At 39.9% G+C, this 23,794-nt stretch carries 20 protein-coding genes and 1 pseudogene; 13 read left to right on the forward strand and 8 right to left on the reverse strand.

Annotated elements, in window-relative coordinates; genetic code table 11:
• The first annotated feature begins 93 nt into the window (after positions 1–93).
• Positions 94–294 carry a heavy-metal-associated domain-containing protein gene (locus HJG58_RS03260; RefSeq protein ID WP_086223908.1) on the forward strand — a complete coding sequence of 67 codons (201 nt, stop codon included), beginning with the start codon at positions 94–96 and terminating at the stop codon, positions 292–294.
• Positions 295–343: 49 nt separating this feature from the next.
• On the opposite strand, the gene HJG58_RS03265 is transcribed toward HJG58_RS03260, so the two are convergent.
• Positions 344–1,303, reverse strand: coding sequence for a LysR family transcriptional regulator (locus HJG58_RS03265; RefSeq protein ID WP_170247905.1), 960 nt, complete (start codon positions 1,301–1,303; stop codon positions 344–346).
• A gap of 44 nt (positions 1,304–1,347) precedes the next feature.
• Positions 1,348–1,476, reverse strand: a complete 129-nt coding sequence (locus HJG58_RS03270) for a hypothetical protein (protein WP_002011251.1) — start codon at positions 1,474–1,476, stop codon at positions 1,348–1,350.
• A gap of 106 nt (positions 1,477–1,582) precedes the next feature.
• On the opposite strand from HJG58_RS03270, the gene benA reads away from it, so the two are divergent.
• The 7 genes and pseudogenes from benA (at position 1,583) to HJG58_RS03305 (ending at position 9,745) form a co-directional block, all read left to right on the forward strand.
• Entirely contained in the window at positions 1,583–2,965 is a 1,383-nt protein-coding gene (gene benA, locus HJG58_RS03275; protein WP_170247906.1) for a benzoate 1,2-dioxygenase large subunit, read from the forward strand.
• A pseudogene (benB, locus tag HJG58_RS03280) lies at positions 2,962–3,481 on the forward strand (benzoate 1,2-dioxygenase small subunit). Before benA ends, benB begins: the two are co-directional and overlap by 4 nt.
• A 52-nt stretch (positions 3,482–3,533) precedes the next feature.
• Positions 3,534–4,550 carry a benzoate 1,2-dioxygenase electron transfer component BenC gene (gene benC / locus HJG58_RS03285; protein ID WP_170247907.1) on the forward strand — a complete coding sequence of 339 codons (1,017 nt, stop codon included), beginning with the start codon at positions 3,534–3,536 and terminating at the stop codon, positions 4,548–4,550.
• Positions 4,551–4,568: 18 nt separating this feature from the next.
• Entirely contained in the window at positions 4,569–5,354 is a 786-nt protein-coding gene (locus HJG58_RS03290; protein ID WP_170247908.1) for a 1,6-dihydroxycyclohexa-2,4-diene-1-carboxylate dehydrogenase, read from the forward strand.
• 57 nt (positions 5,355–5,411) lie between these two features.
• Complete coding sequence (benE, locus tag HJG58_RS03295) at positions 5,412–6,605, forward strand: benzoate/H(+) symporter BenE (RefSeq protein WP_170247909.1); 1,194 nt, start codon at positions 5,412–5,414, stop codon at positions 6,603–6,605.
• A 479-nt stretch (positions 6,606–7,084) separates the two neighbouring features.
• The gene (locus HJG58_RS03300) at positions 7,085–8,443 is read left to right on the forward strand and encodes an aromatic acid/H+ symport family MFS transporter (RefSeq protein ID WP_170247910.1); all 1,359 of its coding nucleotides are present in this window, start codon (positions 7,085–7,087) and stop codon (positions 8,441–8,443) included.
• A gap of 45 nt (positions 8,444–8,488) precedes the next feature.
• The gene (locus tag HJG58_RS03305) at positions 8,489–9,745 is read left to right on the forward strand and encodes an OprD family outer membrane porin (protein ID WP_170247911.1); all 1,257 of its coding nucleotides are present in this window, start codon (positions 8,489–8,491) and stop codon (positions 9,743–9,745) included.
• 100 nt (positions 9,746–9,845) lie between these two features.
• Here the strand turns inward: HJG58_RS03305 and HJG58_RS03310 are convergent, their stop codons facing one another.
• A complete protein-coding gene (locus HJG58_RS03310) occupies positions 9,846–10,952 on the reverse strand; it encodes a beta-ketoacyl-ACP synthase III (RefSeq protein WP_031947810.1) in 1,107 nt (368 codons plus the stop codon).
• 95 nt (positions 10,953–11,047) lie between these two features.
• Complete coding sequence (gene hrpA / locus HJG58_RS03315; protein ID WP_170247912.1) at positions 11,048–14,905, reverse strand: ATP-dependent RNA helicase HrpA; 3,858 nt, start codon at positions 14,903–14,905, stop codon at positions 11,048–11,050.
• A 352-nt stretch (positions 14,906–15,257) separates the two neighbouring features.
• Here hrpA and ahpC point away from each other — a divergent pair, with 352 nt between their 5' ends.
• Entirely contained in the window at positions 15,258–15,821 is a 564-nt protein-coding gene (gene ahpC, locus HJG58_RS03320) for an alkyl hydroperoxide reductase subunit C (RefSeq protein ID WP_003652649.1), read from the forward strand.
• Positions 15,822–16,015: 194 nt separating this feature from the next.
• The gene (locus HJG58_RS03325; protein ID WP_005070287.1) at positions 16,016–16,231 is read left to right on the forward strand and encodes a KTSC domain-containing protein; all 216 of its coding nucleotides are present in this window, start codon (positions 16,016–16,018) and stop codon (positions 16,229–16,231) included.
• Positions 16,232–16,296: 65 nt separating this feature from the next.
• Here HJG58_RS03325 and HJG58_RS03330 read toward each other — a convergent pair whose 3' ends face one another.
• Both HJG58_RS03330 and HJG58_RS03335 read right to left on the reverse strand, forming a co-directional pair.
• Positions 16,297–16,884, reverse strand: a complete 588-nt coding sequence (locus HJG58_RS03330) for an O-methyltransferase (protein WP_170247913.1) — start codon at positions 16,882–16,884, stop codon at positions 16,297–16,299.
• A 45-nt stretch (positions 16,885–16,929) separates the two neighbouring features.
• On the reverse strand, positions 16,930–17,148 hold the full coding sequence (locus HJG58_RS03335; protein WP_004702746.1) for a DUF1653 domain-containing protein: 219 nt from the start codon (positions 17,146–17,148) through the stop codon (positions 16,930–16,932).
• Between the two features lie 257 nt (positions 17,149–17,405).
• On the opposite strand from HJG58_RS03335, the gene ahpF reads away from it, so the two are divergent.
• Both ahpF and HJG58_RS03345 read left to right on the forward strand, forming a co-directional pair.
• Positions 17,406–18,971 carry an alkyl hydroperoxide reductase subunit F gene (ahpF, locus tag HJG58_RS03340; protein ID WP_216076494.1) on the forward strand — a complete coding sequence of 522 codons (1,566 nt, stop codon included), beginning with the start codon at positions 17,406–17,408 and terminating at the stop codon, positions 18,969–18,971.
• A gap of 174 nt (positions 18,972–19,145) precedes the next feature.
• Entirely contained in the window at positions 19,146–19,490 is a 345-nt protein-coding gene (locus HJG58_RS03345; protein ID WP_170247915.1) for a hypothetical protein, read from the forward strand.
• Between the two features lie 61 nt (positions 19,491–19,551).
• On the opposite strand, the gene HJG58_RS03350 is transcribed toward HJG58_RS03345, so the two are convergent.
• Positions 19,552–20,163, reverse strand: a complete 612-nt coding sequence (locus HJG58_RS03350) for a glutathione binding-like protein (protein WP_170247916.1) — start codon at positions 20,161–20,163, stop codon at positions 19,552–19,554.
• 206 nt (positions 20,164–20,369) lie between these two features.
• Positions 20,370–22,808, reverse strand: a complete 2,439-nt coding sequence (locus HJG58_RS03355) for an ExeM/NucH family extracellular endonuclease (RefSeq protein WP_170247917.1) — start codon at positions 22,806–22,808, stop codon at positions 20,370–20,372.
• Between the two features lie 145 nt (positions 22,809–22,953).
• On the opposite strand from HJG58_RS03355, the gene trmB reads away from it, so the two are divergent.
• Entirely contained in the window at positions 22,954–23,670 is a 717-nt protein-coding gene (trmB, locus tag HJG58_RS03360) for a tRNA (guanosine(46)-N7)-methyltransferase TrmB (RefSeq protein WP_002121537.1), read from the forward strand.
• The last annotated feature ends 124 nt before the right edge of the window (positions 23,671–23,794 follow it).

A 23,794-nucleotide genomic window follows, 5' to 3' on the forward strand; every position in this document is an offset into this window, starting at 1 on the left:
GCATATTTTTTTAAAAATTTGGTCTTGACCTTACAATCATGACAAGGTTTAGACTCAGTGTTATCCAAACAAACATCTCATTCTTGATGGAGTATGAACATGAAACTACTTATTGAAAATATGACTTGTGGTGGCTGCGCTCGTGGCGTGACTGCGACGATTCAAGATATCGACCCAAATGCAAAAGTAGATGTAGATTTAGCAACCAAAATCGTGACTGTTGAAAGCAGTGAAAGCATCGATAAAATTACCGAAGCACTTGAAGAAGATGGTTTCCCAGCGAAAGTGCAATAAGATATAAAACTGCATAGCTTCAACCTTTGAAGCTATGCACTTCTCTTATTTAAAGATCGATACCATTTGAATCATCTATCGGGTTCTGATCGAGTGTAAAGACAGTCCGTTGGTAAGGTATCCCTTCTAAGTCATAAACCTGATAAATACAATCAAACAGTGACTGTAAATCTTCACTTCGGTCCATTGCCCGTGCTGTAATAAAAATTGGACTGACCGCGCCGTTATCTAAAATCGGAATATAGTTTAAGTGTGGAAATCGAATGGTATCGGCGCTTGCCGGAATAATACAGATACCTTCTCCCGCTGCCACTAAGCCCAAAGCCAATTGAATCTCTCGTATTTCATGCATATTTTTTGGAACCAAACTATGCTCGGCAAAAATATTTAAAAGCTGGGTCGAAAAATTGGGTTTCGGCGAAGTGGGATACATAAACATCTTTTCATCAATGAGATCGGCCAGATATACCCCTTCCGTACGCTGCGCAATTGGGTGGCTCGTATGTGCAGCAACTACCAATCGTTCTTTACGTAAAAGAATTCGTCTCACTGCAGGATCACTAATTCTTAGGCGTCCAAACCCAACATCAATACGTCCTTCTTTTAATGCCTGTAGTTGTTCAGTGGTACTTAACTCCATCAATTGAATATTCAAATGTGGTTGCTGCTGACGAAATAAATAAATGATTCGCGGCAGTAAACCATAGAGTAAAGACCCAACAAAACCAATGGTCATACTTCTTTCGATGAGACCAATCCGCTTGGTCATACTTTTTATTTCTTCAGCATTCGACAAAAGTTTAAGAGCGTGCTGATAAAAGAAATGTCCGGCTGGGGTTGTCTGTAAAGGACGGCTTCCGCGCTCAAACAGTTGAATTCCAAGCTCACTTTCCAGATTTTGGATCTGCCGACTCAAAGGTGGTTGAGCAATAAATAGTTTCTCAGCAGCCTTGGTGAAGCTTTGTTCTTCCACCACCGCCACGAAATATCGTAAATGTCTTAGTTCCATAAGGCTTCCATACCTTTAAGATATAAAAAAATGCAAATTCAGTCTTAGACACAGTTTAACCATTCTTTTAAGGTATATACAAGCAACAAACCGATGAAGTGATGAATTGCTTTGTGAACAAGCCTTTTGCCAATCTTCCAGTTATTCATCTTCATCAATTCACGGTTAAACACTCAGCGCACTCATGCGCTTCATTGACAATATTAGGATATCAAGGCCTTTTAGACCGTAGCTAAGGCCTTGGTGACTTCCACACTTTTGGAAAGTCGGAGAACGGACATGCCACGTATTCCTGTAATCAATACTAGCCATCTTGACCGTATTGATGAATTACTTGTCGATAACATCGATACAGGTGAATTTAAACTTCATCGCTCAGTGTTTACTGACGAATCTCTTTTTGACCTCGAAATGAAATATATCTTCGAAGGCAATTGGGTTTACTTAGCACACGAAAGCCAAATTCCAAACAATAATGACTACTACACTACTCATATTGGTCGTCAGCCTGTCATTATTGCACGTAACCGTAACGGCGAACTCAATGCCATGATCAATGCGTGTTCACACCGCGGAGCACAACTTTGCCGTTACAAGCGTGGTAATAAAGCAACGTATACATGCCCTTTCCACGGCTGGACTTTTAACAACTCAGGTAAATTGCTTAAGGTTAAAGATCCAAGTGAAGCAGGTTATTCTGACTGTTTTAACCAAGATGGTTCACACGACCTTAAAAAAGTAGCACGTTTTGAGAGTTACAAAGGTTTCTTATTTGGTAGCTTAAATCCCGATGTTCCTTCACTTGAAGAATTCTTGGGTGAAACCACCAAAATCATCGATATGATTGTTGACCAGTCTGAACATGGTTTAGAAGTTTTACGTGGTTCATCTACATATACCTACGAAGGTAACTGGAAACTCACTGCTGAAAATGGTGCCGATGGTTATCACGTTTCTGCTGTTCACTGGAACTATGCAGCAACAACTCAACACCGTAAAGAAACTCAAGCTGCAGATAACATTCGTGCCATGAGTGCAGGTTCTTGGGGTAAACAAGGCGGTGGCTCGTATGGCTTTGAAAATGGCCACATGTTGCTTTGGACACAATGGGCAAACCCAGAAGACCGTCCAAACTTCCCGAAAGCAGACGAATACACCGAAAAATACGGCGAAGCCATGTCGAAATGGATGATTGAGCGTTCACGTAATCTTTGTCTCTATCCAAATGTTTATTTGATGGATCAGTTTGGTTCGCAAATTCGTGTACTTCGCCCACTTTCGGTTAATAGAACCGAGGTCACCATTTATTGTATCGCGCCTAAAGGTGAAGCGCCTGAAGCTCGTGCACGTCGTATACGTCAATATGAAGATTTCTTCAATGCTTCAGGCATGGCAACACCAGACGATTTAGAAGAATTCCGTGCTTGTCAGGCAGGCTACGCAGGTATTGCTCTTGAATGGAATGATATGTGTCGTGGTTCAAAACATTGGATTTATGGACCAGACGAAGCAGCGAACGAAATCGGTTTAAAACCCATGTTAAGTGGTATCAAAACTGAAGATGAAGGGCTTTATCTTGCCCAACATCAATATTGGTTGCAAACCATGAAACACGCGATTGCATCAGAGAAAGAAATTGCTGATCAGGGAGAAACAGCATGAGTGCTCAAGACAAAGCAACTTTAGAAAATATTGCTCAGTTTCTCTATCGTGAAGCTCGCTTTTTAGATGATGAACAATGGGATGAATGGATTGAATGCTATGCACCAGAAGCTTCATTCTGGATGCCAGCTTGGGATGATGACGATAGATTAACTGAAGATCCACAATCTGAAATTTCACTTATTTATTATCCAGACCGTCAAGGTTTAGAAGATCGTGTGTTCCGTATTAAAACTGAACGCTCATCGGCAACCATGCCAGACACACGCACAAGCCACAATATTGCCAATGTTGAAGTTGTTGAGCGCGATGGCGACAAAGTTACTGTTCGCTTTAACTGGAATACCTTGAGTTTCCGTTACAAGACAAATTATAGCTATTTCGGTATGTCACGTTATGTGATCGATTTTTCAGGTGATCAACCAAAAATCTTGAGCAAGTATGTCGTTTTGAAAAATGACTACATCAATCAAGTGATTGATATTTACCACCTTTAAGACATACCCCCTCAGCTAAGCGGACTGTTGGCTGAGGGTAAAAGTTTCAAATCTTTTGTAGGATACATGCCATGTCAAACCACAATATCGCACTTCAATTTGAAGATGGTGTTACACGTTTCATTAGCGTAGCTCAAGGCGAAACCCTATCTGACGCAGCCTATCGCCAAAAAATTAATATTCCTTTGGATTGCCGTGATGGTGCATGTGGAACTTGCCGCGCATTTTGCGAGTCCGGTAGTTATGACATGCCAGAAGAAACCTATATTGAAGACGCATTACCCCCTGAAGAAGCTGAGCAAGGCTATATTCTTGCTTGCCAATGTCGACCAACTTCAGACGCCGTATTTCAGATTCAAGCATCTTCAGATGTTTGCAAAACAGAAATTCATAGCTTCCAAGGTACTTTAGCCCGCGTTGAAAACTTATCAGACTCAACCATCACATTTGATATTCAACTTGATGATGGCCAACCGGATATTCATTTCCTTGCAGGCCAATACGTTAACGTTGCAATTCCAGAAACTGGCGAAACCCGTTCATATTCATTTAGCTCAAAACCGGGCAACCGCTTAACGGGATTTGTGGTCCGTAATGTACCAAATGGCAAGATGAGTGAATTCTTAAGCAAAAATGCTAAAGCTGGCGACAAAATGACATTTACCGGACCATTCGGTAGCTTCTATTTACGTAATGTAGCGCGTCCTGTACTGATGTTGGCAGGCGGTACTGGCATTGCCCCATTTATGTCGATGTTACAAGTGCTTGAAGAAAAAGGTTCAGAACAGCCTGTTCGTTTAGTCTTTGGTGTAACCAATGACTTTGATTTGGTTGCTCTAGAAAAACTCAATGAGTTGCAGGCAAAATTTCCATGGTTCGAATACCGCACTGTGGTCGCAAGCCCTGAGAGTAACCATGAACGCAAAGGCTATGTCACTGGTCATATTGAAAGTGAATGGTTAAACGGTGGCGACGTCGATGTTTATCTATGTGGCCCAGTACCAATGGTAGAAGCTGTACGCGACTGGTTAGAAACTGAAAATATCAAACCTGCTAATTTCTTGTTTGAAAAATTCTCTGCGAATTAACAGGTGGAGAAATTATCTATGTCAAACCGTCAAAGATTTACCGATAAGGTTGTGATTGTTACGGGTAGTGCCCAAGGTATTGGCCGTGGCGTGGCACTGCAAGTTGCAGCTGAAGGCGGCCAAGTCATCATGGCTGATCGCTCTGAATACGTTGAAGACGTTCTCAAAGAAATTCAGAGTACAGGTGGTGATGCTGTTACGATTAATGCTGATCTTGAAACCTATGCAGGCGCGCAAGCGATAGTTGCAAAAGCCATTGAACACTATGGTCGGGTAGATATCCTGATTAATAATGTGGGTGGCGCGATCTGGATGAAACCTTTTGAAGAGTTTTCCGAAGAAGAGATCATTAAGGAAGTGAATCGCTCATTGTTTCCAACTTTATGGTGCTGCCGCGCTGTCTTGCCCGCCATGATTAAGCAACAATCGGGTGTTATTGTAAATGTATCTTCAATTGCAACCCGTGGTATTAACCGTATTCCCTACTCGGCATCTAAAGGTGGTGTAAATGCTTTAACAGCATCTCTTGCTTTTGAACATGCTAAAGATGGGATCCGAGTCAATGCCGTTGCGACGGGTGGAACCGAAGCACCGCCTCGCAAAGTACCGCGTAACGCCAACCCGTTAAGTCAAAATGAAAAAGACTGGATGCAGCAAGTGGTTGATCAAACAATAGATCGAACATTTATAGGCCGTTATGGCACAATTCAAGAACAAGTCAATGCAATTTTATTTCTTGCATCAGACGAAGCATCATATATGACTGGCTCGGTTATTTCAGTCGGAGGTGGAGATCAGGGTTAACCCTGATCTTTTTGCATGATTGAGTAAATAACATGATTTGCATGGAGGCAATCACACATGGCAACCCTGTTAAAGACATTAAAAAATGACTGGTCCATATCAGCAACAGTTGCTGGCTTTCTTGCGGTTTTAATTTCTTACTCAGGCCCACTGATTATTTTTTTCCAAGCTGCTCAGCGTGCCCATGTATCCACCGACATGATGGTGTCATGGATTTGGGGAATCTCAATTGGTGCCGCCGTTTCAGGTATTTATCTTTCGATTAAATTTAAAACGCCTGTTATAACCGCATGGTCAGCACCGGGTACAGCCCTGTTAGTTACTCTATTTCCAAACGTTTCGTTGAATGAAGCGGTAGCCGCCTATATTACTTCTGCCATCGTTATTTTTTTAATTGGCGTTACAGGTTACTTCGACAAATTACTAAAATGGATTCCGCAAGACGTCGCTGCGGGCATGATGGCTGGTATTCTTTTTCAATTTGGTATTGGTCTATTTACCTCGTCCGACAGCATGCCTTTTATTGTCTTTAGCATGCTCATTGTCTTTTTAATTGCCAAACGATTAATGCCACGCTATACCATGATTTGGGTATTAGCTGCCGGAGTTTTATTAAGCCTCATTTTAGGAAAAATGAACCCTGTTGATGTGAGTTTTAGTTTAGCGATTCCGCAGTGGATTAGCCCAGAGTGGACATGGAACTCAACACTGAACCTCGCTGTTCCTCTCATTTTAGTCAGCTTAACTGGTCAATTTTTACCAGGTATGGCAATTATGAAACTCAGCGGTTACGACACCCCAGCCAAACCCATTATTACTGTCACCAGTATTGCTTCTTTAGCTGTTGCTTGCGTAGGTGGTATTACCATTGTGCTTGCCTCAATTACCGCGGCTTTATGTATGGGTAAAGACGCTCATGAACTTAAAGAAAAACGATATATTGCGGGTATCGCTAATGGAATTTTTTATATTTTAGGAGGCTTATTTGCTGGCAGTATTGTCATGCTATTTAGCTTACTTCCTAAAGAGTTGGTTGCAGCACTGGCAGGTTTAGCCTTGCTTGGAGCGATTGCCACCAATATTTCTGTTGCTATGAGAAATGATAGTCAACGCGATGCTGCACTTATTACCTTTTTAGCTACTGCATCAGGCATGCATTTCCTTAGATTAAGCTCAGTCTTTTGGGGTATTTGTATTGGTGTAATCGCCCATTTCATTCTCACACCACGCTCAACTCCAGCCACAAATTAAATTTTTTATCTAAGCACCCACCACTAAAATAAAGCCTCAATCGCCACATCAGGATGCAAATAATTTGCTAATTCTGATTTGGCGATTTTTTATTTAATATAAATTAAATTTCATTTTTAAGATCAATTTCTACAATAATTAAATAATAGACTTTAGTATTTTATTTTTATATTTTTGCTTCAACTCATAATATAAATTTAAAGATACTTTTAAGCGTGATTCTCCTCAATGAAATCTATAAAAAAGCACCTATAAAATCCTTAAAATTCTCACTATACAATATTTAACTCTATTTTAAACGCAATAAAAAACACCCACAAAGAAAATAAAATAAATTATATTTTTCAAATACCTATATTAATTTAAGCACAATACCTTAAAGACATAAAGATATATCAATTAGGTTTTTGACTCTAATCCAATAACAAAATAGTTTATTTAAAAATAACGCGATGCTTCACAAATTGGAGGTGAAGAAAATGGATACGAGCAAGGTTAATATTAATGAGTTAATTGATAAAGCCAGTTTTACATCTTTTCATTGGAAAGTTTTAATCTGGTGCTTACTTATTATTATTTTTGATGGATATGATTTAGTTATTTATGGAGTTGCTCTTCCGCTGTTAATGCAGCAATGGTCTTTAACTGCTGTTGAAGCTGGTTTACTCGCCAGTGCAGCGCTATTTGGGATGATGTTCGGTGCCATGATTTTCGGCACACTTTCAGACAAACTGGGACGTAAAAAGACCATCCTGATTTGTGTCACCTTATTTAGCGGATTTACCTTTATAGGTGCTTTTGCCAAAGGACCAACTGAGTTTGCTATTTTACGCTTTATTGCAGGTCTTGGGATTGGTGGCGTTATGCCAAACGTCGTCGCGCTTATGACTGAATACGCACCAAAAAAAATCCGCAGTACATTAGTCGCAATCATGTTTAGTGGTTACGCAATTGGCGGCATGACATCTGCTCTACTCGGTGCATGGCTCGTTAAGGATATGGGCTGGCAAATCATGTTTTTACTTGCAGGTATTCCACTGCTATTACTCCCGCTGATCTGGAAATTTCTGCCTGAGTCTCTCGCCTTTTTAGTGAAATCTAATCAGAGTGAACAGGCTAAAAGTATTGTCAGCAAAATTGCACCTCAAACTCAGGTAAACTCCAATACTCAATTGGTATTAAATGAGAGCACCACAACAGATGCACCTGTCCGTGCGCTTTTCCAACAGGGTCGTACCTTCAGCACATTTATGTTCTGGATTGCTTTCTTTATGTGCTTACTCATGGTGTATGCCTTAGGAAGCTGGTTACCTAAACTCATGCTGCAAGCGGGCTACTCATTAGGTGCGAGCATGTTATTCCTGTTTGCACTCAATATTGGCGGTATGGTCGGTGCAATTGGTGGTGGTGCTTTAGCAGATAGATTCCATTTAAAACCTGTTATTACCATTATGTTTATTGTGGGATCAGCAGCTTTAATTCTGCTTGGCATTAATAGTCCACAATTTATTTTATATAGCCTGATTGCGATTGCTGGCGCTGCCACCATTGGTTCACAAATCTTACTCTACACGTTTGTTGCACAGTTCTACCCGACAGCACTTCGTTCAACTGGCATGGGCTGGGCATCTGGAATTGGTCGTATCGGCGCGATTATTGGACCAGTTTTAACTGGAGCTCTGCTCACATTTGAGCTTCCTCACCAAATGAATTTCTTAGCAATTGCGATTCCGGGTGTGATTGCTGCACTTGCAATATTTATGGTCAATCTTAAAGCCTCTGTTGCCGCACAAACGCCATCAACTTTTAACCCTCAAAACACGCTTACCCAGCAGTAAACATACATGCGCCTAGGACTGGCGCATAGATTTTGGAAATGGATTATGGAATTATTACATCGCTTTAAGCCACATGCTTTAACCTTTGCAACCTTAGTATTGATGTGTGGCAATTCATTCGCTGCAAATCCAAATCAGCAGGCTGAAGATGAATGGAAATTCACGCTAAAGAATGCCTATATCAATCGTAATTTTGATAATGATGCACTCAAAGACACTGGTAGTTGGTCTCAGGCAGCATCGCTATTTTATAAATCGAAAATGCATGACACTCCGCTGCAAATTGCAGACAAGCCCATTACGATTGGAGCTGATGCTTCTGTTCAATACGCCGTGCGCTTAAGTTCAGATAAACATGTTACGGACACAGTTTTGCCTTTTAATAAAGAGACACAATCACAAGCATCCGACTTTTTAAAATACGGCGCCACTTTAAAACTGGGTTATGACAAAACTCTTTTAAGTGTCGGTGAGCTTTGGTTAGACTTGCCTGTAACCGCTGTGGATGCCAGTCGTCAGTTGCTTGCTTCATATTGGGGAACCAATCTTAAGTCGCAACTTTCAGATCAGCTTTATGCAGAAATTGGCCGAGTGGAAAAAGTCTCTCCACGAAATGAAGAAGACTTTAAAAAGTTTTCTTTCACGGCAAATGGAATGACTAAAGAATCTGATGGCTTAAATTACATAGATCTGCGCTATCAATTTACGCCGTCACTCAAGGGTGAATATTACTTCGGTAATTTAGAAGACCTCTACAACAAACACTATGTAGGGTTTGAGCATAATTGGAAACAACCTAATTTCGCTCTTACGTCTAAGTTTAAGTACTTTAATGCAAAAGATGATGGCAACACTTTTGATATTGATGCGCAAAACATCGGGGTGCTAGAAACGCTCAAAGTAAAAAACCATACCTTTGGCTTGGGGTACCAGCAGATTATCGGTGAGTCGGCTTATCCATTACCGGATGGGTTCATACCGGAAACCTATTTCATTAACTGGAACGCTACTGGTTTCTTTAAAGAAGACGAAAAGTCTTATCATGTAATGTATGGCTACGACTTTAAAGATTATGTTCCGGGCTTAAACGCAATGGTGAAATATGTCTATGGCCATGATTTTAAAGCAGCCAATGGTGAGAAAAACCACGAAACCGAGTCAAATGTGATTTTAAATTATGCGTTTCAGCAGTCATTCTTAAAAGGCGTCGCCCTGCAATACATTCGCATTGATTACAATGTAAAACATGGCAATGACTTTGGTGAAGACCGCTTGTTTGTAAACTACACCAAAAAGTTTTAATCATTTTTGATTCAATCTAAGCGGGCTAATTTTAGTCCGCTTTATTATTTTCGACCCATAAAAAAACGCTCTTACGAGCGTTTTTAATTAATCTAGTAACTTAAGCAACGTGCTTTTGAACAACAATCGAACCTACTGAATAACCAGCACCGAAAGATGAAATCACGCCATATTCGCCATCATCCACTTCGTGGCCTGTACGGTGTAAAGCAATAATCACACCTGCTGAAGAGGTATTCGCAAACTCATCTAGAATAATTGGTGCACGGCTTAAATCTGCCTCTTTACCAGCCACATATTTCAAGATTAGTTCATTCATATTGGCATTGGCTTGGTGTAACCAGAAACGCTTAATATCATTTGCAGTTAACTGCATTTTTTCTAACTGTGCATTAATGATTTTTGCCACCAATGGACAAACATCTTTAAATACCTTGCGGCCATCTTGACGGAATAACTTGTCATCAACGACCGCATCTTCGCTACGGTTTAAGAAACCAAAGTTATTGCGAATGTTGTTTGAAAATTGAGTAAATAAATGAATATCTAAAATTTCAAAACCAGTTTTAGTAGTGGTTTCTTCAATAATAGAAGCCGTTGCAACATCACCAAAAATGAAGTGGCAATCACGGTTACGGTAATCCAGATGACCCGATGTAATCTCGACATTTACCAATAAAACACGGCGAGCACCCGAGCGAATTGCATCTGCCGCTTGTTTCAAACCAAAAGTAGCAGCTGAACATGCAACGTTCATGTCGTAGGCATAACCTTGAATGCCAAGTGCCGATTGAATTTCAATCGCTACAGCTGGATAAGCACGCTGCATGTTTGAACATGCCAAAATCACAACATCGATATCTTCAGCAGTTACGCCTGCATTTTCCATTGCTTGTTTCGCAGCAATCACACCCCACTCTGCTTGAAGTGAAAGTTCATCATTTGAACGTTCAGACAAACGAGGACGTAAACGTGTTGGATCAAGGATACCTGATTTCTCAATCACGTAACGGCGCTTAATACCAGACGCTTTTTCAATAAATTCAGCACTAGAACCACGTAACTCTTCTAGCTCACCTGCTGCAATTTTCTCTGCATTCTCTTGGTTATATTGTTCCACATAAGCATTTAAACTGTCGGCCAGTTCTTCATTAGAAATGATTTCTGTTGGGTGAAATAACCCAGTACCTGTGATACGAATGCCCATGTAAAACTCCTAAAAAAATGAATAGGGTCTGTTAATCTTTCATTTATAAATTGCGTTGTAGGCTAAACAACAGCATAAACAGACCCCGATCTATCTTAACTGATTCCCAAACGATCCCATAACTTTTGCAGTCGAGTTGGCGAAATAGGCATCTTGGTTTTCATCGGCTGAGAAAATAAAGAAATGCGAAATTCTTCCAACATCAAATACAATTCTTTGATTTTTGGATCGTTTTTGAATTTAAACACCTTGTCCATCCATGGATCGACATCGTCAATTGCAGCATGATCTCGCTGTAGATTATTTGGCAATCGATCTAAACGCAATAGCAGTGCTTTTAAATAACGCGGGTATTCCTGCCAAAGATCGACTGGTTGACAGTAAACAAAATTACTCAGTGACATGAGATCTAACTGGTCTTCAATATCATCAATACTGCGTCCAAACACGCCTGAATCAAGTACTAAAAGCTGACGACGGATTTGCTGCCACTGAATATAAATATCACTTAATTGCTCAAGTGCTTGCTGACCATAACTCAAAAATTGCTTTTTGACCTGATCTAGCAGCTTATTAAATTCATCAGCGTTAATTGGCAAAGTCGTAATTGCCATCTGCAACGTTGCATAGACCAACATCTGCTCAAGCTTAGCTTTATCGCCCAAAGGTGAATAAGCCAACGCGAGCGGTTTTGAAATCTGCTTTTTCAACTGACGAACTAAATCACCAAGTTGCATATGGACTAGACGAATAATTCCTTCACGATGCTGTTTAATCGCCTCAGCTTGATCGTTAAACGTTTGAATAACAATGCCTGACTCATCTTTAGCTTCGAGGTCAGCAAAAGCCTTGGTCGGAACTAAAGCCTGATATTGTTTAACTACAACGCCCGTGACTTTATGAGAGGCCTCAAAAGTAAAGTTTTCAGGAAAGTTTTTAAACTCACCTTTTTGCTGTTTAACTGGACGATGTGTTTCTACGCGGCAACGTGCTTTTAACTCAGGTAAATCACGCCCTTTCGCAATCAGCTTACCTTTTTCATCAATCACTTTAATGAAAGGTACCAAATATGGATCAATACGTTCAAACGAGAAATCTTTTTCAGTAATTTGCTCACCACGCAAGGCAAAAGCTAAATAACTAAAAATATGTTCACGTAAATGTACCGCATCAACCCCTTGCATGAGCTTACGAGCTGTATCAGGAATTGGCACCACATTACGACGCTTGTCTTTAGGTAAAGCTTTGAGTAAAGCCTCAATTAAATCTTGTCGCCAACCCGGAATTCCCCATGACCATATATTTTCATCAACTTGAGGCAGCGCCTGTACAGGAATTTGAACAGTGGCACCATCTTCGTCGTGGCTCGGGTCAAAATGATATGTCGTTGCTAAACGTAGCTGACCATTGTGCAAATGATCTGGAAATTGCTGAGTTGTTGGTCGGTCATTGAGCCAGAGCGCATCATCGTCAATAAATAAATAACGAGGATTATTTGCTTCTACTGTCGCACGCCAGTCTTCAAAGCTACGACGGCTCGCAATTTCTTCAGGAATCTTAGATGCATAAAACTGATAAATTGTTTCTTCATCCACCACCAAATCACGACGACGCAATTTATCTTCAACTCGCTCTACTTCTTCAAGTTTAAGTAAGTTGTGTTTTAAAAATGGTGGAACTGTACCCAAGTTACCCGTAGTTAATGCATCGCGTAAGAAAATCTCATGAGCAGCAGGTTGGTCAACTTTCTCAAAATTAATTAACCGTTTTGGCTCAATAATTAAACCAAATAAAGAAATTTGCGCATACGCATTGACGATTCCCGCTTTCTTAGACCAATGTGGCTCGAAATAGTGATATTTCAATAAGTCACGTGCAGCAAGCAAAATCCATTCAGGGTCAATTTTGGCTAAAGTACGTAAGTACACTTGAGAAGTTTCGACCATCTCAAAAGCCATCACCCAAGAGGTATTGGTTTTATGCAAAGTACTCGCAGGGAAAACTTTAGCCTTTTGCTGACGCACTGCCATAAAGGTATTTCGTTCATCAGTTTTATTGGCAATGAAGGATAATAAACCTGTTAGCAACGCACGGTGCAAGTTTTCATAATTCGCAGATTTTTCATTAAAGCTCAGTTTTAAACCTTCGGCTAACTCAACCAATTGCTGATGTGTCTGTTTCCATTCACGCAAACGCAACCAGCTTAAGAAATGCTGCTTGGCAAATTGACGGCGTTTATTTTCAGACATGCCTGCTTCGCCTTTAGGATTTAAAGTCTCCCAAAGTTTTAAATAAAACAGAAAATCTGAATCCGCTTCTTTGAATAATGCATGCTTTTGGTCAGCTTGCATTTGTTTATCAGCTGGGCGCTCACGCGGGTCCTGAACAGCTAAAGCACTTACTACAATTAAGATTTCTTTGAGTACGCCAAAATGAGCACCGCCCACGATCATACGCGCGAGTCGCGGGTCAATTGGCATACGTGCCATCATTTGCCCAACTTTGGTCAGCTCATTTTTCTTCTCGTTAAGTGCGCCTAACTCAATCAGCAACTTACGCCCATCATTAACTAGGCGGAAATCTGGCGGCTCAATAAAATCGAAGTTTTCTAACTCACCTAACCCTAAGCTCTGCATTTGCAAAATAACAGATGCTAAGTTGGTTCGTTTAATTTCAGGTTCGGTAAATTCAGGACGACTTAAAAAGTCTTCTTCGCTATATAAACGGATACACACACCCGGAGCAATACGACCACAACGCCCTTTACGCTGATTGGCCGCAGCCTGAGAAATTGCTTCAATTGGTAAGCGTTGTACACGAGAACGGTAGTTATAACGCGATATACGAGCAAAACCGCTATCAATTACATAGCGAATATTTGGAACCGTAAGTGCAGTTTCGGCCACGTTCGTCGCAATAATAATACGACGACCTTTACCACCCGGACTAAAAATCTTTTGTTGTTCAGAAACAGCTAAACGCGCATACAACGGTAAAATTTCGGTATGTCTAGGCCCATACTTTTGTAAGGTTTCCTGCAACTCACGAATTTCTTGTTCTGTGCTTGAGAAAATTAAAATATCGGCATGTTCTGGATGACCTTTTGCTTCTGCGTCAGCAAAGCATTCTTCTACGGCCTGTACAACTGCACGAGGAAGGTTTTCTTCAAAATCATCAAACTCATCGTCATCACTGCCACCAATATTCATTTCTGAAATTGGGCGATAAAGTACTTCGACAGGATAACTACGCCCTTCTACTTCAAAAATAGGTGCGTCATTAAAGTAATTACTAAAGCGATTTACATCTAAAGTTGCCGAAGTCACGATAACTTTTAGATCTGGACGTTTTGGCAGTAACTGCTTTAAATAGCCCATAATAAAATCGATATTGAGTGAGCGTTCATGTGCTTCATCAATAATGATCGTGTCATATTTAGACAAATAACGGTCATTACCTAACTCGGCAAGCAAAATACCATCGGTCATTAACCTTACGATAGAGTCCTGCGAACCTTGTTCATTAAAACGGATTTTGAAACCAATCGATTCGCCAAGCTTTTCGCCGACTTCTTCTGCAATACGCTGAGAAACACTACGTGCAGCTAAACGACGTGGCTGGGTATGACCAATCATTCCCGTTAAACCACGGCCCGCTAGCATTGCAATCTGAGGAAGCTGGGTGGTTTTACCTGAACCCGTCTCACCTGCCACAATAATCACCTGATACTTTTGAATCGCATCAATTAAACGGTCTGCATATTGGGAAACAGGTAAATCCTGATTCAGTTTGATTTTAGGGAGACGTTCAAATCGCTGCCTTACTTTGGCATTAGATTGTTCAAATAATTTTTCAATCTCTGCTGTATTGGCTTTTTTATCTTTACGCAAACGATTTAAACGGTAACGATCTCTTGCCATCACCCACTGATCAATATTTAAATCATTCTGCACAGACAAATTTTCCTGAAAATACAACAATCCTCTATTTTACGCTCTAATGACCATAAGGTAAAACAGTTGGTTTTTTATATATTTTTAATTTTTTAAAATTTTGCCCTTGAATTTTGATTCACTAGACTTCATGTTGTTAGGCAAGTTTCTTTTACGATAACTGTCATTTGATTTACATGTTTTTGCAGTCAAATCGAATACAGTGTGTGGGGACTTAAAAATCGTAAATTTATCACTTATTCGATTTTCCGATTTTAGTCATGTAAAAATACTATTTCCCCAATAAAGAATTTTTATTTATTCTACATCTCGTAAACAAGTTTAAATATAAACCTCAATCATGGAGACAATGATGAGCTTGATTAATACTGAAGTTAAACCATTCCAAGCAACTGCTTACCACAACGGCCAATTTGTTGAAGTTAACGAAACTAACCTTAAAGGTAAATGGTCTGTTGTATTCTTCTATCCAGCTGACTTCACTTTCGTTTGTCCAACTGAACTTGGTGACTTAGCTGACAACTACGCTGAATTCCAAAAACTTGGTGTTGAAATTTATGCTGTATCTACTGATACACACTTCACTCACAAAGCTTGGCACGACACTTCTGAAGAAATCAAAAAAATCCAATACCCATTAGTTGGTGACCCAACTTGGACTCTTTCTAAAAACTTCGACGTTCTTATCGAATCTGAAGGTTTAGCTGACCGTGGTACTTTCGTTATCGATCCAGAAGGTAAAATCCAAATCGTTGAACTCAACGCTGGTGGTATCGGCCGTGACGCATCTGAACTTCTTCGTAAAGTAAAAGCTGCTCAATATGTACACGCTCACCCAGGTGAAGTTTGCCCAGCTAAATGGAAAGAAGGCGAAGCAACTCTTGCTCCATCTATCGACCTAGTTGGTAAGATCTAATCTCTTATTAGATTTTAAAAACTCAAAGAACCATCCTTCATCGGATGGTTCTTTTGTTTTGAATAAGCACATCACATTTTCTACTGATACTTTTACAATTATGCCCTTCCCCATTACATGAAGTTTGAGTAATGTCGAATAAATAACCGATGTTTTTTGAGCTTAAGTAATATGAAATAAAAGGGGAAAAATTTATGGCGAATACTGTGGCAGTCACTTCATGGAAATACAATGCGACTTCACGTCATCTAAAAATATTTTATAGCGATGGTTCGGGCGAACTTTATCATCCTGTACCAGAATTTATTTATGACAACTTATTACGATCAACAGACAAAGCTGCTTTTGTACATAAATATTTAGAATTCGACTTACACTTTACTCGCCTATCTTTAGTGAATGCTTCATAACATAATGAAATAAGGCCTGCGTTGAACAGGCCTTTATGAATGAATAAATCATATTTTCAAATGGCTTATCTTGCCACCACAATACATAGACCAGCGCCTACGGGCAAAATACTGCTCATAAAATTTTCATCTTTTTTAATTAAAGCTAAGAATGAACTGACTTCAGCCGCATGTGAAATAACCTTATCAATAATGAGTACGCCACCTTTTGGCTTCATCAGCCGTTTTAAATCTAGCCAATAATTCTCATAAGCAGGACGCTCAGCATCTAACAAAATAAAATCGAAAGTTTCCTGAGCTTCTTTTAAATAATCGGCTGCATCTCCTACCCAGAAATCAACCAATTCATCTAATGTCAGTTCAGTCACATGGCGTTTCGCTTCATTACTACGATTGGCATCAATTTCAAGCGTGGTTACTTTTCCGTGAGTGGCTTGAGCAGCCTCAGCAAGCCATAAAGTAGAATAACCTGTTGAGGTCCCGATTTCTAAAATTGATTTGGTTTGCTGCATCCGAATAAATTGCGATAGTAATTTTGCAGACTCCGCCTCAATATTACGATACCGCAGCAAACGATCTGTTTGCTGAGCATCGTGTCGTTTAAAGGAGTCATATAAATCGGCAACTCTTTGTAAGAAAAAAGTATTTGGCATATATTCACCCTTTAAAATCGTTATTTTATATAAAAGTCGTTTGAATTAAGTGCTTTGAATTAACTTGAAACGCGGCACGATACTTCCATCAGCCATTTGAACCGTTTCAGTAAACATATCTAGCGGACGTACCCAAGTTGAATAGTCACCATAAAGACACTGATAAACGACTAACTCTTCTTCAGTCTCACTGTGTTTTGCCACAGAAAAAACTTGATAGAGATTACCTTTATAATGCTGATAAATGCCGCGTTGCAATGACATGAAAGTACCTTTTAATGTTATGACATAAAATCTTTACAGCCATATAACATATATAAATTTTTAAATACTTTCATTTTAAAACACCACAAAACATAAAAAAGAATATTTTAGAGATAAATTATTGATCTTAATTATTAATAGCCCCAATAATTCAAAAAACCGATCAAATATATAAAAACATACTGTTTTACCTATTTTATGTTTTCACGTACTATGCATCTATTGAAAGAATTTGGATGCATTGGAGTAAAAAACAGATGTTAGATCAAAACATTAAAACTCAATTAAAAGCTTACTTAGAACGTCTAGAAAGTCCAATCGAATTAGTTGCTGCTTTAGATGAATCAGATAAAGCTGCTCAAATTAAAGAACTAGTGAGTGAAATCGCTGAGCTTTCTGACAAAGTGACTGCCCGTTTTGACGGTAACAATACACGTCGTCCAAGCTTTGGTGTCGCTAAAGCAGGTGAACAACCCCGTGTGTTCTTTGCTGGCTTACCAATGGGCCATGAGTTTACATCTTTGATCTTGGCACTGTTACAAGTGTCTGGCTATGCACCTAAAGTGTCAAATGAAGTGCTCAACCAGATTAAAGGTTTAAACCTCAAAGCCAACTTTGATGTGTTTGTATCACTCAGCTGTCATAACTGTCCGGATGTGGTACAGGCGCTTAACCTGATCGCGATTTATAACCCGAACACTACAGCAACCATGATTGACGGTTCATTCTTCCAAGACGAAGTCGAACAACGCAAAATCATGGCAGTACCGATGGTATTCCAAGACAATGAACACATTGGTCAAGGTCGTATGACCCTTGAAGAGATTGTGGCAAAACTTGATACCAACTCAGCTGAAAAAGATGCAGCAGTACTCAATGCCAAAGATGCGTTTGATGTATTGGTGATTGGTGGTGGTCCTGCGGGTGCAACAGCTGCAATCTATGCTGCACGTAAAGGCATTAACACAGGTATCGTGGCTGAACGCTTTGGTGGTCAGGTCATGGATACCATGGACATTGAAAACTTCACTTCTGTGCAAAAAACTCAAGGTCCTAAGTTTGCTGCTGAAATGGAAGCGCATGTTCGTGAATACGATGTTGATATCATGAATTTGCAACGTGTCAGCAAAATCGTTGGTGCAGATCAAACTGCAAATGGCTTGGTTGAAGTTGAACTTGAAAACGGTGCAAAGCTTGAATCGAAAACAGTGATCCTTTCAACAGGTGCACGTTGGAGAGAGATGAATGTACCGGGTGAGCAAGAATACCGTACCCGTGGTGTCGCGTACTGCCCACACTGTGATGGTCCGTTGTTCAAAGGTAAACGTGTTGCTGTGATTGGTGGCGGTAACTCAGGCGTAGAAGCTGCAATTGATCTTGCAGGGATTGTTGAGCATGTAACTCTGGTTGAGTTCGACACTAAACTTCGTGCAGACCAAGTGTTGCAAAACAAATTGCATAGCTTGCCAAACACAACGGTGATTATGAATGCCTTAAGTACCGAAGTGTTAGGCGACGGATCACAAGTGACTGGCCTTAAATATAAAGACCGTGCCACTGATGAAGAGCATGTGGTCGAGCTTGCTGGGATCTTTGTGCAGATTGGTTTATTACCAAACACTGACTTCTTGAAAGACAGTGAAGTTGAATTAACCAACCGTGGCGAGATCATTGTGAATGACCGCAACGAAACCAATGTGCAAGGTGTATTTGCTGCGGGTGACTGTACCACTGTACCTTACAAGCAAATCATTATTGCTACAGGTGAAGGCGCTAAAGCATCACTCTCTGCGTTTGATTACATCATCCGTTCTGGGCAGTAAAACCTAGTCAAACCAGTACGATTTAACCCAAGCCTAGCATTACAAAATGCTAGGCTTTTTTAATATTAGAGTTACAACTCTTTAACAATTTTCGATCTTTATTAATCAGTTAGTTTATGTTTATATTTTAGACATCCATAATTTTGGATGCCATAAATTAGAAGGAAAAACACAATGAATAAATTACTTGTTGCTTTAGGTCTTGCTGCGACCGTTGCTCTTGTTGGATGTAATAAAGATAAAGCTCCAGAAACAGGTGCGACAACGGGTGAACACTTAGAAAATGCTGCTCAACAAGCAACTGCAGATATCAAATCTGCTGGTGACAAAGCTGCAGACGATATTGCTACTGCAACTGATAATGCTGCTGAAAAAATCGATGCTGCAACCGACCATGCTGCTGACGCAACCGCTGATGCTGCTGCGCAAGCTGAAGCGACTGCACGTAAAGCAACTGCCGATACAGCTCAAGCTGTTGAAAATGCAGCTGCTGATGTGAAAAAAGACGCTCAACACTAATCGTCTTTAGTATAAAAAAGCCCCTATTGACTAGGGGCTTTTTTTGGCTTTTAAAAATCTTTTATGAAATTAAGCCTTCATCACGCATCGCAATTTGTACAGATTGACGCTCTGCAACTTTATTACGTAATGCAATAATATGCTTATACGGTGTTAAATCGTGCTCAATTGAGTTTGACCAATTTGTTAAAACAAATAGATAAGCATCTGCTGGGCCGAAATTATCATTTACCAAATAATCATAATCAGATTCAGCCAAATAATTATCGATATATTTTAAAAGACGGTCGATTTCTGCATAAGCTTTAGCTTTTTCATCACTTGTTAATGGTGCGCCAAAGAATACTGCATAGGCATCATGTAACTCAGAGTTCAAATACCCCAACCACTCCAATACTTTCGCACGGCCCATTCCTGATGGCGGAATCAAATCCTGCTTAGGATCATGCTGAGCAAGAAACGGTAAAATCGCAACGTTTTCGGTTAACATTAAGCCAGGATTAATTTCTAAAGCTGGTACATATCCTTTTGGATTAATCTCGTAATAATCTGCGCCTTTTTCTGTTTTATGTGTTTTTAAATTTACTCGTTCTAAATCAAAATCAACATTAATTTCATTTAAAATAATATGTGCAGCTAAAGAACATGCGCCTGGCGAATAATATAATTTCATATCTGATCCTTGTTATCTCATATTAACGTTTTAAATTGCTTCTAGAAAACCTGCAAGGTTTGCACAATTCCTTAATTGTAAAAAAGCGTAAACTTATAAAATACTTACACCATCTAATATTCTTGAAAAAGTTATTCCTTGCAAGTTGTCTTGCGTGACGATTGTTTAAAATATGATAAAACACATTTACGTCACGCAATTTTCCGTTAATTACGCTTAAAAAGCTGACTAAGCCAATTCATTAATTCATTTAAGAAATCAAAGATCCCTTTTTTCTTATCATCGTCAGGATGGCTTGAGTCTTTTCCATTTAAATCCAGATCGACAATTACAGGGTCATGGTCCGAAGAACGATAAGCATCTTCACCATAAAACAGTGCCTTTTGCTCATCAGTTTTATATTCTTCGTTGTAGTCTAAAACGGTTGGCTCATCTGCATTGATATGCCATGCAAAGGTTCTCACTACTTTTGGATATAAAGATGCATCCGCAATTGCATGGTCTAAGTTACCTGCTCCACCATTTCCATTGGCATCACTCGCAACACCAAATACATAGCTATATGCCTGAGCACCCTGTCCTACCTTAGCGTCATTCAGCAAAACTTTGTAGTTTGCTTTTTCAAATGACAAAATAGGTTCTTCTTTTGCGTAACTGTTCATATCCCCTACAAGTAAAGCATTTTGCTTAGGCACTTGAGTTGGATTTTTCGCCAACCACTGCACAATTTGATCTACTGCTTTCACACGAGTCGGGTTCCAACAGCCTTGACCATCTTTTTGGTCTGCATCAGTAGAGCTAGCATCCACTCCGCTACAGCTTTTCGATTTCAAGTGATTTGGAATAACGGTAAAGGTTTTATTACCACGAACGGCTTGGAAACTTTGCGCCAATGTTGTTCGGTTCTTGTCGCCTAAATCAAGCACAACAGGTTTATTCAAAGGCTTAACACGCTTGCTGTTATAAATAATAGCAACCGCGATTGCATCACCACCTAAACGGTCTAAGTTTTCAGGAACAACGTATTTCCAATCACTACCTAAAGCACTGGTTAAATGAGCAATTGCACTGTTCGGGCCATAACCATTGTTAGCAATTTCCATTAAACCGTAAACATCGGCATCAATCGCTTTGAGTGCACTCACAATTTTACGGTGCTGTTTATCAAACTCAGCTTGTGTTGTTGCACCACGTTCTGTTGGAAAACCAGTTGCACCATTGTCATAGTTCAAAACGTTAAATGAAGCTACACGAATGTGATTAGCATTTTTGGTAATGACACTTTGACGCGGGTTTGTTTGAGTAATCACTTCAGGCTGATTACGTCCAAGCACTGGTTGCACACGCCAACCATTAAAACGGTATTCCAAAATACCTTCAGTATTTTTAAGTTGATAACCTGAACGTAGCGTATTGGCAGCGCTAAAATTTGTCGGTAACCATGGAGTACGGTTTTGGTTGTTATAGCCGTCATCAAAAATAATTTTCGACAATAAATTTTTCTGAGCAAGAGCTTTAGCTTCAGGAGATAACGCTGGATATAAATTAGTCGGAATATATAAGCGACCTAAGCTTAGAGATAATTCACCATAACGGCCATAATTGTAGTTCTCGCTTACCGTTAAAGTCTGAGGTAATTTGACCAACATACCTTGATAACGCTGCGGAGAATGGGTTGAACCACCCGTTAAGCTAGCAAATGGGAGTTCAAGGCTAATCGGCTGAACTTGATTTGCCATATTGCTATTACAAGTTTGAATATCTTGTTGTAATTGATCTAATTGCAATTGGTTTTGATAAGTCGTTAAACGACCACGCAAAATAACTTCATCGCCAATTTGTCCACCTTTTACAGCGCTGCTATTTGGAATATAAACAAAAATAGCATTGCTAACATTCGCACGTGCTTTCGTATCTGGTGTCTGAACATAGAAGCCAGAAAAACCATTGGCATAACGATAATCAGCAGTAATCACCCCACGCACTGTATAAGTCTGGTCTTGAGTTGATGTAGCTAAATCAGCAATTGGTGTATCTGAGCTTGAACAACTTACTGTTTCAACAGGAGGCTGAGTTGTAGAACCTGATAAATTTGAAAAGTCATTTCGATTTGCCCAAGCCGACCATGAACGGTCCAAATCAAATGCTGCAGTTGCATCAATACTTAAAGCTGGGTTCTCAGTTTCAATACGCTTAAAACTATTTCCTAAGCTCGAAACGGCTGTTCCCCATCCTGCTTCTGGTCGCTCGCCAATACGCCCAAAACGGTCTACAGGTGTGCCTTTGTACACAAGCACAACGGCATCATCACCGTTAAAAGATAATGCAGCGACCTGATCGACTTTACTACCAAGTTCAGCCTGCAACTCAGAACGGCCTACCAAAAACTTCTGCTTACTAGTTAACGATCCTTGTAAACGGAAAGTTGCTGTTTTTACTGTACCGCCATTATTAAATTGTTGAATTTCATAGTCGGCTAAGTTAACTGTAGCGCCATCTGGATTATAAATTTCCAAACCTTTGCGGTTACTACTGCCGTCAACATATTGACTAAACATGAGCTGTGCTTGTGCCCAAGGACTATACGTAAAAGCACCAAGTGCCCCTAATAGCACAGAAAGTGTGCGTAATTGAAAGTTTTTCATGAGTAAATATGTTCATTTGAAATTTATATAGATTCTTAGATTAAATATTGAACATGACATCTACATGAAGAAAAACACCGAAACATTTGACTTGACCACATGAAGACTTAAAATACCGCATTTGAATTTCAATATTGCCAAGGTTATGTCGATCGATCAGTTAGAAACGCAAATTGCAGACTTAGACAATTTGCCTGAACACCGTGAAATTGTGACGTTTATGCGTCGTTCAGCACCACTTAATACGTCTCAACGCACGGCATTAGAACAACATCGCGATTTAATTTTGGAATATCCTGTTGGCGACTTACGCCAACATTTCGAACATCCAGAACGTCCTTTAACTGTTGAAATCGGTTTTGGTATGGGTCGTTCATTAGTGCTTATGGCAAAAGCCAACCCTGAACGCAACTATGTGGGTATTGAAGTCCACGTACCTGGTATTGCTCAGTGTCTTTATGAAGCAGGTATGGCGGAACTTAAAAACTTGCGTGTACTTGATGCAGATGCGATTCAGGTTTTACGTGAAATGCCAGACAACAGTATTAACTGTGTACAACTTTACTTTCCAGACCCTTGGCAAAAGAAACGTCATTTTAAACGCCGTTTTGTTATTCATGAGCGTATGCAATTGGTTGAACAGAAACTTGAACTTGGCGGCACATTCCACGCAGCAACAGACTGGGAACCGTATGCAGAATGGATGCTTGATATTTTAGATAACCGTCCAGATCTTGAGAACTTGGCAGGTAAAGGCAACAGTTACCCACGTCCAGAATGGCGCCCAGTGACTAAGTTTGAACGCCGTGGTATTGAGTCAGGTCATAAAATTAATGACTTTATCTTTAAAAAGATTAAGTAAATAATAAAAAAGGCTTAGTCATAAACTAGGCCTTTTCTTTTTTATATAACCCGAATCGCGGATAAGAAATTGACTTGAAAAACATAAGGACTAGAGCCATCAGTTGAGTTACCACACCAAACTC

It is taken from the genome of Acinetobacter geminorum, assembly GCF_013009345.1.
Classification (GTDB): domain Bacteria; phylum Pseudomonadota; class Gammaproteobacteria; order Pseudomonadales; family Moraxellaceae; genus Acinetobacter; species Acinetobacter geminorum.